Origin of the sequence: Geminicoccus sp. (genome assembly GCF_036263595.1) — a bacterium.
Classification (GTDB): Bacteria; Pseudomonadota; Alphaproteobacteria; order Geminicoccales; family Geminicoccaceae; genus Geminicoccus.
In genome coordinates this window covers 20,710-35,991 of sequence record NZ_DATAGQ010000174.1, presented here as the reverse complement: position 1 = coordinate 35,991, position 15,282 = coordinate 20,710, and the positions used below count along the sequence as shown (strand labels likewise).

The following is a 15,282-nucleotide window of genomic DNA, read 5'->3' as shown; positions in this document are numbered from 1 at the left end:
GGGGCCACCGCCCGACGCAGCGCCGCGTGGCCTGGATGCGGCGCGTTCAGGCCGTGCTGGCCGTTGCACCGCGCCGGCTGAGCCCACCTGCCACGGCCTGGAGCATGGTGGCGGCCAGGATCAGGAGGCCACCCAGCAGCGCCGTGCGTGGCGGCACCTCCGACACGATCAGCCAGACCCAGAGCGGCGCCATGGCCAGCTCGACCATCGCCAGGAGCTGCAGCTGGGCGGCGGGCACGTGCCGGGCGCCGCGGGTATAGCAGAGCATGCCCAGGCCCAGCTGGACCACGCCCATGATGATGCACAGGCCCAGGTCCCACGGGCCGATCGCGAAGCCCGTGCCGACCTCGCCGGTGCCGAGTGCCAGGATGACGAACGCCAGCGCTGCGGAGATCACGCCGGAGAGCAGGGTCCCTGGCAGCATGTCTCCCTGCCGGCCGCGGCGCAGAAAGAAGCTCAGCAGCGCGAACGAGACCGCGCTGCCCAGTGCCAGCAGGTTCCCGGCCACGCGGTCGAAGCTGACGGCACCCTCCACCATCACGGCGACCCCGGCCGTGCCCAGGCACATCGCGACCCAGGTCACCGCCGGGATCGGCTCCTTCAGGAACACCCGGCCGAGCAGTGCCGTGATGAAGGGCGCGATGCCGACCATGAACAGGGCGTTGGCCACCGTGATCGTCTGCAGTGCGAGGATATAGAAGACCAGCGCGCCGCAGGACGCGGTTCCGGCAAGGAGCCCGTTCCAGCCGGCCGACCAGATCACCGCCGCCATCCGCTGGCGGTAGTTGACAGCGAGCACGGCCAGCATGGTGCAGGTCAGGGTCAGCGATCGGTAGAAGATGATCTGCCAGCCGCCGGCGTCCTCGGTCAGCCGGACGAGGATGCCGGACAGGCTGAAGAAGCAGGTCGCGAGCACGACGAGCAGGACGCCCCGTCGGTAGGACGCTGTCGTCGGCTCCATGGGCTCGGACTCCAGCGGACTTACAACGGAATGTCGTACGTCACCCACTTGGTCTTCGTCCCGACCCGGTCGTAGACGGCCCGGCCGCGGTAGTTGTCCTCGGCGGTGATCCAGCGGATCACGGACCAGCCGCGCTTCTTGCCTTCCTCGGCGATGGCGGCGAACAGGGCCTGGGCGGCGCCGGAGCCACGGGCGGTGGGGTCGACGAAGAGGTCGTCGAAATAGCCGCCGATGCTGGCCATGAGCGGGCGGTAGAAGGGACGGAAGTGGGCAAGGGCGATGGGCTTGCCGCTGTCGTCCAGGGCGAGGAAGCCGGTGACGTCGTGGGCGGGGTCCTGGATCCAGTTCCAGACCCGGTCCCGCATCGCTTGTGTCTGGTTCACCTTGTAGAATTCGGCGTAGCCCTTGTAGAGGCGCTCCCAGTCGTCCCGGTAGTCAGGCGTGATCGGGACGATGGTGGTCATCTTCTTGCCTCCAGGATGGCGTCGACCAGCTCGACGAAACCGGCGCCACCTTCGGACGGGGTGACATAGGCAGGCAAGGCCGGCATGCGGTCCTGGAAGCGCAGCACGTTGGCGACACCCACGGCATTGGGGAACCAGCCGAACATGGGTGCATCGTTGGGGCTGTCGCCGGCATAGACGTAGCGCTCGCGGTTGGCTTCCAGGTCGATGCCCAGCGCCTCCGTGGCGAAGGTCTTCGACATGGTCAGCTTGTCGTGGCTGCCGTACCAGCCGTTCACGTGGATCGAGGAGATCTTGGCGACGGCTCCGGCCTCCTCGAAGATCCCGACGATACGGTCGACGGAATCGCGCGGGAGCGGCGGGACGTCCTCGCAGAAGTCGATGGCGAGGTCGGTCTCGCGATAGCCCTGGTCGGAGGCGACAGCGGCACCGGGGACTTCGGCCAGGACGCGGTCGCGGATGGCCACGAGGCGCTGGCGGTTGGCGGCACGTTCATCGTCGCCTTGCGAGAAGCGGCGGATCATCCGCTTCTCGCCGTGGTCGTAGCGGAAGAAGAAGGCGCCGTTCTCGCCCACCACGCCCGCCACGGGCCAGAACCGGGCCACCATGTCGCACCAGCCGGCCGGGCGGCCGGTGATCGGGACCACGGTGATGCCGGCCTCATGCAGGCGTTCCAGCGCCGTATAGGCGGCGGCGGTCAGGCGGCCTTCGGTGGTGACCGTGTCGTCGATGTCGGTGAACAGGCCGACGCAGGCACGACGGACGTCTTCGGGCATCGCGGCGAGCGGCTTCATCGGCAATCCTCGGTCTTGGGCGTCAGGTCTCGGGGCGCATGCGCTGGACGAGGTGGTACTTCTTGCGCCGGGTGCGCAGGGGATCCAGCGGGTGGACCCAGCGGGCATTGAAGGCGTTGTACCAGTCGCGCGGGATGAAGCCGAGCAAGGGCCGGGGCGCGTTGATGTTGAGCCGCGGGCGCAGGACCGGCACGGCGCGCATCGCCCGCCAGCAGAACAGCTTCATCTTCCAGCCGCGGATGTCGCCGCCGAGATCCTTGTGCTTGGCCGCCAGGAGCTTGCGGGCGCGCTCGTGCTTTTCCGCCAGGCGCTTGGCCTCCGGGCTGTTCCGGTCGGACGGCCAGCCACGGCGGTGCAGGATCGCCACGTCCTTGGTGAAGACCACCTTCCTGCCGGCCTTCAGGACACGGAGCGTCAGGTCCGGGTCGATGCCGTAATCGCGCAGCTCCTCGTCGAAGCCGCCCAGCTCGCGCAGGAGCGTCGTCGGCAGGACGCCCTGGTTGACGTTGAGCACGCCGGCCACACCGATCCCGCCGATATAGGGGGCGTCGATGAAGGGACCGACCAGGTCGCGGACCTTCAGGCCGACCATGCCGATCCCGGGGTCGTTCTCCAGGATCTCGACGGCATCGTCGAGGCCGCCCTCGGTGATCAGGTTGTCGTCCGACACCCAGCAGACATAGGGCGTCTGCACCCGGGCGAAGACCTCGTTCAGGGCCTTGGCCTGTCCGCGCCGCTCGCCCTCGCGCACCACCACCAGGTTGGCCTGCTGGCGCCGCTCCAGCATCTCGATCGTGCCGTCGGTGCTGCCGGCATCGCTCACCACCACCAGATGAGGGGTGTGGGTGTGCGCCTCGATGCTGTCCAGCAGGTCGGAGAGGTCGCCGCAGCGGTCGCAGGTGCCGACCACGACCGTGAGCTTGACGGTGGAATGGTCGGGCAGGACCAGCCCCTGGCGCATCCCCAGCTGGTTCAGGGCCCAGCGGGCATAAGCGGCGATCCCGGCCGGCAGCTGGACCTCCGGCTTGAAGCCGGTGACCTGGCGGAGTCGGGTCGTGTCGGCGACGAGGCTCTTAGGGTTGCCGTGATGCTCGCCGCCGTCGAAGTGGAGGTTGACGAAATGGCCAGTCGCGCGCGCCAGGTGGTCGGCGATCGTGCGGACCGTGGTGGCCGTGCCAGTGCCGCCATTGACCAGGACGAACGGGCCGAGGGACGGATCGGCCAGCCGTTCGATCAGGCGCGCGGCGTCGCGGCCGTGCATGAAGTCGCGGCGCTCCTCGCCGGTCCCGAACATGGACAGGTCGAGGCGGCCGTCCGAGAGCTTGGTGCAGGTATCCCAGAGAAGCTGCTTGCGCAGCCCTTCGCCGTAGAGGGAGAAGAAGCGGACGATGCGGGTGGTGAGGCCCTGGTCGCGCGCGGCGGAGCGGACCAGCTCCTCGCAGGCGATCTTGTGGCTGCCATAGACGGAGACCGGCCGGAGCGGGTCGTCCTCCTGGGAGGCGGCCTTGCCGCTCTCGCCGTAGACGGCCGCCGAGGATGGATAGACCAGCACCGCTTCGGGCGCGTCCGTGCGGATGGCCTCGATCACTTCCGCGGTGACGCCCACGGAGCGCTGGAACTCGCGGAACGGGTCGGCCTGGGCCCGGCCCACGCTGCCGGTGCCGGCACAGTGGACCACGAGCTGCGGCACCCCGAACGAGGCGATCAGCCCGCGCACGCTCTCGGCATTAACCTCGCCCTCGACCGCCATCGCGACCGGGACGCCGCGGCGGCCATGCCCGATGCCGGCCACGCGCCAGCCGGACTTGACCAACTGCTCCACCACGAGGCCGCCCAGGAAGCCGAAGCAGCCGGTTACCAGGGCGAGACGATCACCTAGCTTCTCCGACATCGCTTTAGTGCTTGCGGATGGCGAAGCCCACGCCGTAGCCGGCGTCCGCGAAGGTCCAGGCGGAGAAGCGAGGGTCATCGGCCACCTGGGTGCGCCAGACCTGCGCCAAGCCCGGATGGACGGGATGGCAGACATCGTCGAACACGATGGCGCCGCCGACAGAGAGATGCGGCAGCACGTCGGCCAAGTCCTCGGCGGCGCCGGGGTCGGTGTGGTCGCCATCGACCGTGATCAGGTCGAAGAAGGCATCGGGATTGTCGGCGAAGTACTTCTTCACGGTGATGTGGCTGTTGCCGTCGATGAACTCGGCTTTGCCCTCGTGGCCGACCTTCTTCAGCTCCTCGCGGACGAAGTCGGGGCCGGGGTTCTCCATGCCGGCATAGCCCTTCATCCACATGTCGAAGAGCACGATGTCGACCGACGGCGTCTGGCTGGCGACCGTGCAGACGCTGCGGCCGCGGCGCACGCCGATCTCCAGGTAGCGCCTGGGCTGCAGCACGCGGGACATGGTGAGCAGCACGGTGACGATGTCGGCATAGATCCAGCCGTCGCCGAACCGGTTCAGCCCCTCGGTGTAGAACTTGGTGAGGTAGCGCGTGTAGTCGTCCGGCGAGAGCTTCTGCATGACCTCCAGCGCGTCCTGCAGCGTCTCGGCCGAGGCGCAGGCGAAGCTGAAGGTCTCGGCCCCGGCCATGACCGGCGGGTACCATTCGGTTTCGCCAGGGACGGCCTGGTAGCAGACGGCATCGCAGCGGGCCGGGTTCTTACCGTAGACGGGCTTCGCCCAGCCAGCGCGCTCCTCGGGCGTGGAAACGGGCGTGGGGGTGGGCTGGCGGAAGAGACGCCGGATCATGCAGCCACGAACTCCTTGAGGTTGCGGACCGGCACGGCCGGGTTGCCGCTGGCGATGACGCCGGAGGGAAGGTCTGACGTGACGACGGAGCCGCCGGCGACCACGGTATCGTCGCCGATGGTGACGCCACGGAACACGATGGCGTTCATGCCGAGCCAGCAGCGCCGCCCGATCGTGACCGGTGCATGGGCGATGCGGTAGTCGGTGTTCTTGGACAGGCCCAGGATCTTGGCGAAGTGGCGCTCGCGCTCCTCGGCGTCGACCGGGTGGGTGTTGTTGTCGAACACCTGCACGCCGTGGGCCAACAGCGTGCCGTCGCCGATCCGGACATGGTTCATGGCTGATATCAGGACGCCGTCGCCGAAATAGCAGCGCTCGCCGATCGTCAGGCTGCCCTGAGGCTCCAGCCGGAAGATGCCGCGGCTCACGGTGTGGCGGCCGATCGACACCTTGTCCGGTTTGTTGCGGTTGACCAGCCGGGCACCGAGGCCGAGGCGGACCTCCGGCCCGATCTGGCCGTTCGCGTGGAACTGGCGCCAGACCGAATGCAGGCTTCTTGCAGCAGTCAGCGAACGGGTCATCTTCACGGCGGCAAGGAAGCCCGAAGGCTCCAGGAACACCGGCCCATCGGCAAACGCGTGGTCAAAGGGAGAGAGTGCCGGCATGCGGCCTAAGACCGTTCGCGAAAGGGTGGGTGGTCGCCCGAACGTCGATCAACGCGCGGATGGCATGTCAATGGCGCAGGTTCTAAACCGGCGCTGCAACCGGTTCAAGAACGCGAGATTCAGCATCTGATGCCTAGTATTTGGCCGTTTGGCCGCTCAACACCCGCCCCTGCCCCGGCAGATGTCCAGGCTGCAGCACCGACCGACCCGTCCCGCCTGTCGGTGGTGCTGGGCACGCTCGACCGGCTGCATCTGCTCAAGGTCGCGATCGAGAGCGTGCGCGCCCAGAAGGTGGATGCGGAGGTGGAGATCGTCGTGATCGACGGCGGCTCCTCCGACGGGACGCTGGAATGGCTGGTGGCCCAGAAGGACATCATCACGATCGTGCAGCACAACCGGGGGGATTGGCAGGGCCGGCCGCTGCCCAGGCGCAGCTGGGGGTTCTTCATGAACCTGGCGTTCCGGGCCGCCAGCACGCCGATCATCTGCATGATCTCCGACGACTGCCTCCTGTTGCCGGGCACGCTGCAGGCGGGGCTGGACAGGCTGGGGAGCCTGGAGGCTGGCGGCGAGAAGGTGGGCGGGCTCGCCTTCCATTTCCGCAACTGGCCGGACGACAAGCGCTATTTCGTCGGCAAGACGCTGGGCGGGCGCATGATGGTGAACCATGGGTTCCTGATGCGTGCCGCGATGGAGGATGTCGGCTGGATCGATGCGGAGAGCTACCGCTTCTACAAGGCCGACAGCGACCTCTGCCTGAAGATGTGGGACAAGGGCTGGACGATCCGCGACGTGCCGGGTGCCTTCGTCGAGCATTATGTCGACCCGGGCGAGGCGCTCCGGATGCAGAACAACCAGGCCATGGCGGCCGATCGCGACGTTTATGTCGCACGCTGGCAGGCATTGGCGAAGCAGGAGCTGCCGTCACGGCAGGAGTCGGACTGGCAGGACCCTGAAGGGACGGCAGACAGGGTGTTCGGGCCGATCCGGGAGCAGAGCCTAGCGAAGGCGGGAGTGACGGCGTGAGGATCGGGCTTCGGGTCCTGAGCAACCCGCTCTGGACGGGCGGGATCCACTACGTCCTGGCCTGGGCGACGGCGCTGTCCAGGTTGCCGGAAGGGGAGCGGCCGGAGGTCGTGTTCCTGGTGGCGGACGAGCGCGGCCAGCCGATCGCGGAGGCCAACCGGCACCTGGTGTCGGCGATCGAGCCGTTCGACCGGGCAAGCGAGCTGGACCTCGACTTGGTCTATCCGGCCACCCAGCTCTTCGAGGCACCAATCGGTGCACCCTGGGCCGGGTGGATCCCGGACTGGCAGTGCCGCTACCTGCCGGAGCTGTTCGACCAGGCGGAGTATGCACGGCGCGACCTGCATTTCCGGCTGCTGGCGGCGCGCACACCGGCGCTGGCCGTGTCCTCGACCATGGCCGAGGAGGACACGCGGCGCATCGTAGGCCAGGCGATGGTGCCCACCGTGCGGCTGCCCTTCCCGGCCCTGGTCGACCCGGCAGAGGTGGCGAAGCTGCCCAGGGCAGCGGGAGTACCGGAGCGCTATCTGCTGATCTGCAACCAGTGGTGGCGGCACAAGAACCTGGAGCTGCCGGTCGAGGCGCTGGCACGCTGCGATGACCGCAGCATCGAGCTTGTCTTCACCGGCGAAACGAAGGACCCGCGCTGGCCGGACGATGAGGCCCGCATCCGGGGCCTGATGGAGCAGCACGGGCTCACGGCGCGATGCCATGTACTGGGGCGCATCCCGCGCGAGACGCAGCTGGCGCTGCTGCGCGACTGCGCTGCGGTGATCCAGCCTTCCCGTTTCGAGGGTTGGAGTTCGGTGGTGGAGGAGGCCAAAGTGCTCCATCGGCCGCTGCTGCTGTCGAAATTCCCCGTGCATCGCGAGCAGGCGCCGGAAGCCCGGTTCTTCAAGACCGACGATGCCGCGGGACTGGCACGGGCGATGGAGGATGCCTGGGCGGGGCAGATCGAGGCCGTGCCCTTCGACGCCGAGGCCAACGTGATGGTCTGTGCCAAGCGCCTGCTGGAGTTGGCCCGGATAGCGAAGGAACGCTACTGCCCGAACAGGCACGACCCGGGCGTGCTGGTGCAGGACTTCGAGAAGGCGCTGGATGCGCTGGCGGTCCAGCCCAAGATGGCCGACCTCGTCCAGCGCCAGCGCGGCGCCGTCAACGTCCTGAAGCGCCGGCTGTCCGCCAAGGAGGCGGTGGCGGCGATGAAGGTGGAAGCGAGCGTGGACGTGCCGAGCTCGCTGTTCGCCAAGGTGAAGGGCTGGATCTCAGGCCGCGGCTGAGACCTCCTCCGCATCGTGAAGGCCCAAGGTCTCGGCGGGATAGATGAACGGCGTACCGTTCAGGATCCCGTCGCAGATCACGTCCAGGCCGGGGTAGTTGCCGGGCATGAGCTGCTGGAGGCTGTCGATGCCCAGGTCGTACATGGCCTTGGACTTGGACGGCACCAGGAAGGGCAGCGGCAGCATCCGGCGGAAGAAGAAGTGGTAGGCGTACATCCGGGCACGCTGCACGGTCGCCCGGTCCAGGCGCTCGCCAAACGGCAGGCGGCCCAGGATCTCGCGGTAGTGCTCGACGGAGCGGGCGTCGGTGGTCACACCCTTGTTGCGGATCCAGGCCTCGCCCGCGACGATCACGGGGATCCCCAGCGAGGTCAGCTCCACGCCGGTCTTGGTCCCGTACACGATCGCTGAGTCGCAGAGCAGCATGGCGGCGTAGGTGCTGACCTGCTCCTCGGGGCCTACCACGTAGACGTTGGGCGGCAGGACCGGGAAGGCCTTGGCGATCTCGTCCACCGCCTTCTGCCGGGCCGGCACCGTGCCGCGGATCTCGGCCGGATGGACGCGGATCAGGAGCTGCAGCTCAGGGTGGTCGGCGAACCAGCGCACCGTCTCGATCAGCCAGGCGCCCATGTTCGGGAAGGCGTTGGCCGGGTAGTGGAGCTGGGCGTCCCAGAACACGTTGGTCAGGCAGCCGATGATCGGCTTGCTCCGGTCGATCCCGCGCTCGTCGATCAGCTTCTCGACGTCCTCGTCGGGCTTCTCGTGGAACCAGATCCAGTCGCGGGTGCCAGACCAGCGGCTCTTCAGGTAGTCGACGATCAGCTCTTCCTGCTTCTCGTCGAACGGCAGGTTCTCCCACTCGGACACCGGCTCGTCCATCAGGGTATGATGGTAGGTGTCGTGGTGGCTGAAGATGAAGCAGTTCTTGCGGTAGGCGGCGACCCAGTTGGCGACGTGGATGTCGTTGGCCCGGCAGGCCTCGCCGATGATGCCCTGAGGCACGTAGATGCCGTGGTGGAAGGCGGCCGCATCGATCCGGTGCTTCACGATCAGGTTCTTCATCGCGAACGCGGTGATCAGCGACGCCTCGAAGTAGCGGCGCAGCACGTCCTCGCCCGTGGGCTCGTTCTCGAGCGTGCCGCGCGCGAAGAAGCGCAGCGCTCCGGCCTTGGCGTGGTCGCCCACGGCCATGCCGTCCAGCACATAGGCCGGGATCTGGTCGGCCGGGATGGTCTCGGCGAGCTGGCGGGCCTTGGCCTTGCCAGCATCGTCACAAAGCGTGCCGAGCGTGTGGTGCTCGATCGGCAGCTGGTCGAAGACCATGGAGCCGGTCTTGAAGCAGTGCTTGCACAGGCGCTCGGCCAGCTTGCGGTCGACTAGGTCCTCCGGGCCCTTGAGGTTGGTCCACATGGCCTGGAGGCAGGCCGGCAGGGCCGCATCGCAGAGCAGGTGGTGGACCTTGGCGCCGCGCAAGGCGAGGGATACCGCCAGCACGCTTTCCAGCAGGGTCACGAGCGCATGGCCGCCGGTGTTGGTGGCGATCAGGACGGACTTGCCCTTGTGGGAGCGGCGGGTCGCCTGCTCCCAGAGCTTGCGGTCCTTCTCGATCAGGCTGGCCCAGTCGACGAGCGCGCCCTGCGCGGCCGCACGGATCGGAGCCGCCTCGGCCTTCAGGCGGCGGAACAAGCGCTGCAGCAAGGTGTGGAACTCCTGACGCCGGCCGGCGTGCGGGAAGATTGATGTGTGCCTAGGATCATGCGATAGGCCGCGTGTCAATCGCGGCGGCTCCGCCCTGGCAGATATCGCCATGGGGTGTCGTATGGCCACCGCGTGCGGCTCGATTGCAGACCGAGAGTCCCCCATCCATGGCAGTCATCCAGTCGCCGCGTCCGGACCAGACGCAGCCGACTCTCGTGATCGAACACAAGAGCGTCGTCGACCTCGCCACGATGTGGGCGGACCTGTGGGCCTTTCGGCACCTGGTGATCTACCTGGCGAGCCGGGAGCTGAAGGGCCGCTACCGGGCCCTGTCGTTGGGCCGGGCCTGGTTCCTGATCAAGCCGCTCTCCGAAATGCTGGTCTACGTCCTGATCTTCGGCCTGGTCTTGAACCTGCACCGGGGCAGCCTGCCCTACCCCGTCCATGTCTATACCGGCCTGATTGCCTGGCTGTTCTTCTCGAACGCGGCCACGCGCGTCTCCTCCAGCTTCAACGCCTATCGCGGCATGATGACCAAGGTCTATTTCCCGCGCCTGGTCCCGCCGATCGTGGCGACGGTGGTGGAAGCGGCCGACATGGGGGCGGCCTTCCTGTTCGGCATCGTGCTCATGCTCGTCTACGGCCTCGTCCCCGGCCTGATGGGCGCCGACGAGCACCTGGCGCCGAACATCGGCCTTCTCAGCCTGCCGCTCTGGCTCCTGCTGCTGCTGGTGTGGACGGCGGGTGTCGGCCTGTTCGCGGCCTCGATGAGCGTGCGCCACCGCGATGTCGGCATGATCATGTCGATCGTGATGCGGGTCTGGATGTACACGGCACCGGTGATCTACCCGATTTCCTACATTCCCGAACGCTGGCTCTGGCTTTACCGCATGAATCCCGTCGCCGTGATCGTCGAGGGCTTCCGCGCCTCGCTCACCGGGCAGGCCCTGCCGCCGATCTCGGCGATCGCCTGGACGCTCCTGACCGGTGCCGGCCTGCTGGCCTATGCGCTGGTGCTTTACCGCCGTACCGAACGCGACATCGTCGACCACTTCTGATGAGCCAGCCTGCCATCGAGGTCGAGAACCTCGCCAAGAGCTATGTGCTGAACCGCGGCCGTGGCGACACCCAGGCAAAGACCGTCTGGGTCCTGAACGACATCTCGTTCAAGGCCGAGCCCGGCGACGTCATCGGGATCATCGGCAAGAATGGTGCGGGCAAGAGCACGCTGCTCAAGATCCTGGCCCGGATCACCGAGCCCACCAGGGGACGCGCCATCATCCGCGGCCGGGTCGCCAGCCTGCTGGAGGTCGGGACCGGCTTCCATGACGAGCTGTCCGGCCGCGAGAACGTGTTCATGAACGGCACGCTGCTGGGCATGATGCCGTCGGAGGTGCGCAAGCGCTTCGACGAGATCGTCGCGTTTTCCGGCGTCGAGCGCTACATCGACCAGCCGGTCAAGCACTACAGCTCCGGCATGCGCGTCCGCCTGGCCTTCTCGGTCGCAGCCCATCTCGACCCGGAAGTCATGTTCATCGACGAGGTGCTCTCGGTCGGCGACATGGAGTTCCAGGACCGCTGCCTCAAGCGCATGAACCAGCTGACAACCGAGTTCGGCCGGACCGTACTGTTCGTCAGCCACAACATGAACGCGGTGGCGACGCTGTGCCCCCGCGCGCTCCTGCTGAACCAGGGCAATTGCGTGGCGCTGGGCCCGACCGGCGAGATCATCAAGAAGTACCACGCCCTCGTCCATGGCCAGAAGGACAAGAAGGAGCTGGCGGAGCGGGACGACCGCAGCGGTGCCGGTGGCGTGCGCTTCCAGGAAGTCCAGTTGCAGGACCCGGACGGCCGGAAGATCGAGTTCGCCCGTTCCGGCGCTCCGTTGCGCATGGCGCTGCGCTACCGCTTCGACCCGGACACGCCGATGGGCGAGCGCGTCAACGTCAATGTCGCCTTCAACAATGCGCGCGGTCAGCGCCTGTTCGCCACGCCCGCCGACCTGGTGACGGCCACGCCCAGCACGGTCGAGCGCGACGGCTGGTGCTACCTGGACATGCCGAAGCTGCCGCTCATGCCCGGCCGCTACGAGATCGACCTGGCCTTCCAGATCGACCGGCTGACCGTCGACAAGGTGACCGGTGCGGCGGTGCTGCCCGTGGTGGAAGGGCCGTTCTATCCCTCCGGCCGCCTGCCCAACAGCCTGTCGGGCGATCTCCTGGCCGAGTATCGCTGGTCGTTCGGGAAGGACAGCCGGCCGCCGGAGGCAGGAACGCCAAAGCCGTCACAACCCGAGCGGCCGAAGCAGAAGAGCATCACGTCCCAGCTCGTCGCGCTGGCGCCGGCCGTCAACGCACTGGAAGCGGCAAGCCGGGACCTGGCCGCGCAGGGGCAGCTCGCAGATCCTGGCCAGCACCTGGAGCTTGTGCGCAAGCTCGAGGATCATGCGGCGCAGGTCGCGGCGCTGTCAGCGTCGATCCCGGCGGACGATCGGGATGCGGCCAAGGTCGCCGCCCAGTTCGAGGCCGTGCTCGGCAGGATCAGGCTCAACCTGACCAGGGAAGAGGACGCGCCCCCGCTCCCCGCCCTGGCACCGGCTCTCAACGCGCTGGAGGCCGCAAGCCGTGAGCTGGTGGAGCAGGGCCAGACGGTGGATCCGGGCCGGCACGAGGAGCTCGTCCAGGAGCTCGATGACCTTGCGGCGCGCGTGGCCGAGCTGAAGGCGTCGGTGCCTGGGAACGATTCCTTCGCCGCCAAGCTCGAGGCGGCGATCAGCAGGACGAGGCTGCATCTGGCCGACGCCGAGCTCCCGATGCTGCTGGGGATCCCGGTGCCGCCGCTGGCGGAGGACCGCGGATTCGGGGCGGAGGACCCACGCCTTTCCACGCGAAACAGCGTCTCGGCCAGTCTCGCGGAACTGTCGCGGCCGACCGCGGCCCTGGCGAGGTTTGCCGGGCATGCCATGGACCATTGGGAGGGCCAGGAGGGGCAGCGCAAGGCGGCAGGCATCATCGCGGCGCGGGCGGCCGGCCTGCTGCGCCGCGCGCACGACCTGCTGGCATCGGCCCCTGACGATGTGGTCGCCGAGCGGGTCCACGAGCAGGTTGCCCGCCAATTGGACGATGTCGTGCACCAGGCTGAGCTCATGGCCGCCGCCGAGCCTGGCACCAGCGTCCAGAGCCTGCGGCGGGCCTGGCAGCGTGTGTCGATCGCCAATGCCCTGCGTGCGCCGGACAAGGTGAGGGATCCGGTCGACAAGCCGGTCCAGAACCGCCTAGCCGTGCTGGCCAACCCGCTCAACGCCCTGGAAGCGGCCGTCGGCGAACTGGCCGGCCAGGCAACGCCTGTCGACCCGGCGCAGTATGCGATGCTGAGGAAGTGGAACGAGGCGTTCGCGGCGCGCACCGCGTCGCTGAAGGCTCTGGCCCCTGCAGATGACGAGCTGGCCGGCAAGGTCGCCCGGCAGCTGGATGCCGTGCTCGCCCGCACCAGCCATGCGCTGGGGGAAGCGGAGATCGCGGTCCTGCTGGGCCTGCCTCCCTGCGAGGGCGACCCCAGCTGGAACCTGCTGGCCGACCATTCGCTGGCGGAGCGGGAGAGTGTTGCGGCGAGCATTGCCGAGTTCAGTCGACCGGCCGGGGTCCTGACCGCTTATGTCGATCATGCCCAGGAGAACTGGGGGGGCCGGGAGCAGCAGCGGGCCGCCATGCGAATGGTCGGCGCCCGCGCCCAGGAGTTCCTCAGGCGGCTGGACAGCCTGCTGGCGGCAGCGCCGGACGATGCCGCTGTACGCGACGTGCATGGCCAGGTGACCTTGCGGCTGAAGGACGTGGCCGACTGGGCCGCCTATCTGGAAGCCGCGCCTGCGGATGCCGGAGCTGGTGCGGACGAGCTGTTCCGTGCCTGGCAGGCCAGCTCGGCGGTACGCGAGCTGTACCTCTCCGAGATCTTCGCCGGAATCGAGGAGATCAGCGTCCCGATCGGTGCCATCAACCAGGAAAGCGCCCACGAGAACCAGGTCGACCTGCTCTTCGTCTCGGCGATCGCCCGCGCGATCGGTGCCAAACGGATGTTCGAGTTCGGCACCTATATGGGCCGCACCACCTTGAATCTCGCCAGGACGGCGCCCGATGCTCGCGTCTGGACGCTGAACCTTCCGCCTGAAGCCGATCCGCGCATCGCGCCGGTGCTGGGCACCTATTATCGCGGCCAGCCCGAGGAAGCGCGGATCCACGAGCTGTGGACGGACAGCCAGACCTTCGACCCCGGCGAACTCGCCGGCACGATGGACCTGGTGTTCGTGGATGCCGACCACAGCTATCCGGCGGTCGTGGCCGACACGGAGCGTGCCCTGCAGCTGGTGCGCCCGGGCGGGATCGTGATCTGGCACGACTACGCGGCCAAATCGCCGGGCGTGGCCCGCTTCGCCCATGATTTCGCGAAGAAACGCCCGCTCTTCCGGATCAGGCACACCTGTCTCTTGTGCCTGATCGAGGGCGTGGATGCCTCCAGCTTCCAGCCGCTGGCGATGCGGCGGGGCCTTGGCGACGACTGAGATGGTGTCGTTCGGCCTCCGGCGACGCATGCGCGCGCGCAGCCAGGTTCCGCCGATCCCGGAGATGGTCTTTCCAGGATCGGAGGGACGGCCGTTCCCGCTGCTGGCCGACCTGGTGCTGGGCTATGGGCGTGGAGCGCCGGCACCGCGGGTCTTGTATCTCGGCGACAGCTCGGTGTTCCGGGTGGCCCACCAGGACGTCGACCAGCGGCCGCTCGGCCAGATGGTGCAGGATGCGGCGGGCGGGCCTGGAGCTCTGGTCTGGTCGGCGGGATCGGCCCATCAGCCTGAGCTCTGGCAGCACGTGGTGCCCCTGTTCGAGGGTCGGCTCGAGCAAAGGCCGAAGATCCTGCTCCTCCCGGTCAACCTCCGCGCGTTCTCGACCCAGTGGACCGGCAACCCGCTCTGGGCGCTGCAGGCCGAGCAGGCGGCCCTCCAGGCTTGGCAGCCGGCGGACATGGTGGGACCGATCCCGCGGGTCGTCGGCGACCACAAGCTGTTCGCCGGCTATGACCGGCGAAGCGCCGGGGTGCGGGACCTTGGCAGGCTGGGCGAGCTCAGGCGGCTCGCATCCTCCAGGCCGGCGGAGAGTGCCGGCCAGGCGGCGGCCCAGGCGAGGCTGGGGCGGCTCCTGCGCTGGCACTATGGGGAGAGGCTCCTGCCCTCCCATCCGAGGCTGCGGGCGCTGGCCGGCCTCTGCGCCCGTGCGGCAGCGCTCGGCATCCAGGTCGTGGCCTATGCGACGCCGCTCAACGTCCATGCGGCGCAACGGATCTGTGGCGACGAGTTGATCGGCCGGATCCGGGCCAACTTGGCCGTCGTTCAAGGGCAGCTTCCGGCCTCGGCGGCGTTTGTCGACCTTCACGCGCTGTTGCCGGAGACGGCGTTCTTTCATGTGAACCTGGCGACCGAGCATATGGCCGATGCCGGGCGCCACACGCTCGCCGCGCGAATTGTCCCGCTCATCGATGGTGGGAACCAATGACAGTTGTTCGGGACATCGGACGGCGCTACCAGACCGCACCTATGGCTTGCCCTGACATTGTGCAGACGTCCAGCGGCGCCGTTGCGCCGTTCGGCTTCTTTGGAGTGGTT

General features: G+C 68.2%; 12 protein-coding genes. 5 read left to right on the top strand and 7 right to left on the bottom strand.

The window, feature by feature from the left end; translation table 11 throughout:
• Positions 1–46 precede the first annotated feature (46 nt).
• The 6 genes from VHL31_RS18860 to VHL31_RS18835 are packed head-to-tail and all read right to left on the bottom strand — an operon-like array spanning position 47 to position 5,628.
• A complete protein-coding gene (locus VHL31_RS18860) occupies positions 47–961 on the bottom strand; it encodes a DMT family transporter (protein ID WP_329662790.1) in 915 nt (304 codons plus the stop codon).
• 20 nt (positions 962–981) lie between these two features.
• Positions 982–1,425, bottom strand: coding sequence for a GNAT family N-acetyltransferase (locus tag VHL31_RS18855; protein WP_329662789.1), 444 nt, complete (start codon positions 1,423–1,425; stop codon positions 982–984).
• Complete coding sequence (locus tag VHL31_RS18850; RefSeq protein WP_329662788.1) at positions 1,422–2,219, bottom strand: HAD-IIB family hydrolase; 798 nt, start codon at positions 2,217–2,219, stop codon at positions 1,422–1,424. The genes VHL31_RS18855 and VHL31_RS18850 overlap by 4 nt, the downstream gene beginning before the upstream one ends.
• A 22-nt stretch (positions 2,220–2,241) precedes the next feature.
• Entirely contained in the window at positions 2,242–4,110 is a 1,869-nt protein-coding gene (locus VHL31_RS18845) for an NAD-dependent epimerase/dehydratase family protein (RefSeq protein ID WP_329662787.1), read from the bottom strand.
• A 4-nt stretch (positions 4,111–4,114) separates the two neighbouring features.
• A complete protein-coding gene (locus VHL31_RS18840; RefSeq protein ID WP_329662786.1) occupies positions 4,115–4,963 on the bottom strand; it encodes a class I SAM-dependent methyltransferase in 849 nt (282 codons plus the stop codon).
• The gene (locus tag VHL31_RS18835) at positions 4,960–5,628 is read right to left on the bottom strand and encodes an acyltransferase (RefSeq protein WP_329662785.1); all 669 of its coding nucleotides are present in this window, start codon (positions 5,626–5,628) and stop codon (positions 4,960–4,962) included. The genes VHL31_RS18840 and VHL31_RS18835 overlap by 4 nt, the downstream gene beginning before the upstream one ends.
• A 129-nt stretch (positions 5,629–5,757) precedes the next feature.
• Here VHL31_RS18835 and VHL31_RS18830 point away from each other — a divergent pair, with 129 nt between their 5' ends.
• Both VHL31_RS18830 and VHL31_RS18825 read left to right on the top strand, forming a co-directional pair.
• A complete protein-coding gene (locus VHL31_RS18830) occupies positions 5,758–6,654 on the top strand; it encodes a glycosyltransferase family 2 protein (RefSeq protein WP_329662784.1) in 897 nt (298 codons plus the stop codon).
• Positions 6,651–7,934, top strand: a complete 1,284-nt coding sequence (locus VHL31_RS18825; RefSeq protein WP_329662783.1) for a glycosyltransferase — start codon at positions 6,651–6,653, stop codon at positions 7,932–7,934. Before VHL31_RS18830 ends, VHL31_RS18825 begins: the two co-directional genes overlap by 4 nt.
• On the opposite strand, the gene VHL31_RS18820 is transcribed toward VHL31_RS18825, so the two are convergent.
• Entirely contained in the window at positions 7,920–9,632 is a 1,713-nt protein-coding gene (locus VHL31_RS18820) for a capsule biosynthesis protein (protein WP_329662782.1), read from the bottom strand. The two genes, VHL31_RS18825 and VHL31_RS18820, sit on opposite strands and share 15 nt — an antisense overlap.
• A gap of 167 nt (positions 9,633–9,799) precedes the next feature.
• Between VHL31_RS18820 and VHL31_RS18815 the strand changes: the two genes are divergently transcribed.
• The 3 genes from VHL31_RS18815 to VHL31_RS18805 are packed head-to-tail and all read left to right on the top strand — an operon-like array spanning position 9,800 to position 15,172.
• Positions 9,800–10,690 carry an ABC transporter permease gene (locus tag VHL31_RS18815; RefSeq protein WP_329662781.1) on the top strand — a complete coding sequence of 297 codons (891 nt, stop codon included), beginning with the start codon at positions 9,800–9,802 and terminating at the stop codon, positions 10,688–10,690.
• A complete protein-coding gene (locus tag VHL31_RS18810; RefSeq protein WP_329662780.1) occupies positions 10,690–14,187 on the top strand; it encodes an ATP-binding cassette domain-containing protein in 3,498 nt (1,165 codons plus the stop codon). Before VHL31_RS18815 ends, VHL31_RS18810 begins: the two co-directional genes overlap by 1 nt.
• Positions 14,174–15,172, top strand: a complete 999-nt coding sequence (locus VHL31_RS18805; RefSeq protein WP_329662779.1) for a hypothetical protein — start codon at positions 14,174–14,176, stop codon at positions 15,170–15,172. The genes VHL31_RS18810 and VHL31_RS18805 overlap by 14 nt, the downstream gene beginning before the upstream one ends.
• Positions 15,173–15,282: the final 110 nt, after the last annotated feature.

Bases quoted from the DNA above. Each gene is read 5' to 3' on its own strand.
- VHL31_RS18860 (WP_329662790.1), bottom strand. From the start codon at position 961: ATGGAGCCGACGACAGCGTCCTACCGACGGGGCGTCCTGCTCGTCGTG.
- VHL31_RS18855 (WP_329662789.1), bottom strand. From the start codon at position 1,425: ATGACCACCATCGTCCCGATCACGCCTGACTACCGGGACGACTGGGAG.
- VHL31_RS18850 (WP_329662788.1), bottom strand. From the start codon at position 2,219: ATGAAGCCGCTCGCCGCGATGCCCGAAGACGTCCGTCGTGCCTGCGTC.
- VHL31_RS18845 (WP_329662787.1), bottom strand. From the start codon at position 4,110: ATGTCGGAGAAGCTAGGTGATCGTCTCGCCCTGGTAACCGGCTGCTTC.
- VHL31_RS18840 (WP_329662786.1), bottom strand. From the start codon at position 4,963: ATGATCCGGCGTCTCTTCCGCCAGCCCACCCCCACGCCCGTTTCCACG.
- VHL31_RS18835 (WP_329662785.1), bottom strand. From the start codon at position 5,628: ATGCCGGCACTCTCTCCCTTTGACCACGCGTTTGCCGATGGGCCGGTG.
- VHL31_RS18830 (WP_329662784.1), top strand. From the start codon at position 5,758: ATGCCTAGTATTTGGCCGTTTGGCCGCTCAACACCCGCCCCTGCCCCG.
- VHL31_RS18815 (WP_329662781.1), top strand. From the start codon at position 9,800: ATGGCAGTCATCCAGTCGCCGCGTCCGGACCAGACGCAGCCGACTCTC.
- VHL31_RS18810 (WP_329662780.1), top strand. From the start codon at position 10,690: ATGAGCCAGCCTGCCATCGAGGTCGAGAACCTCGCCAAGAGCTATGTG.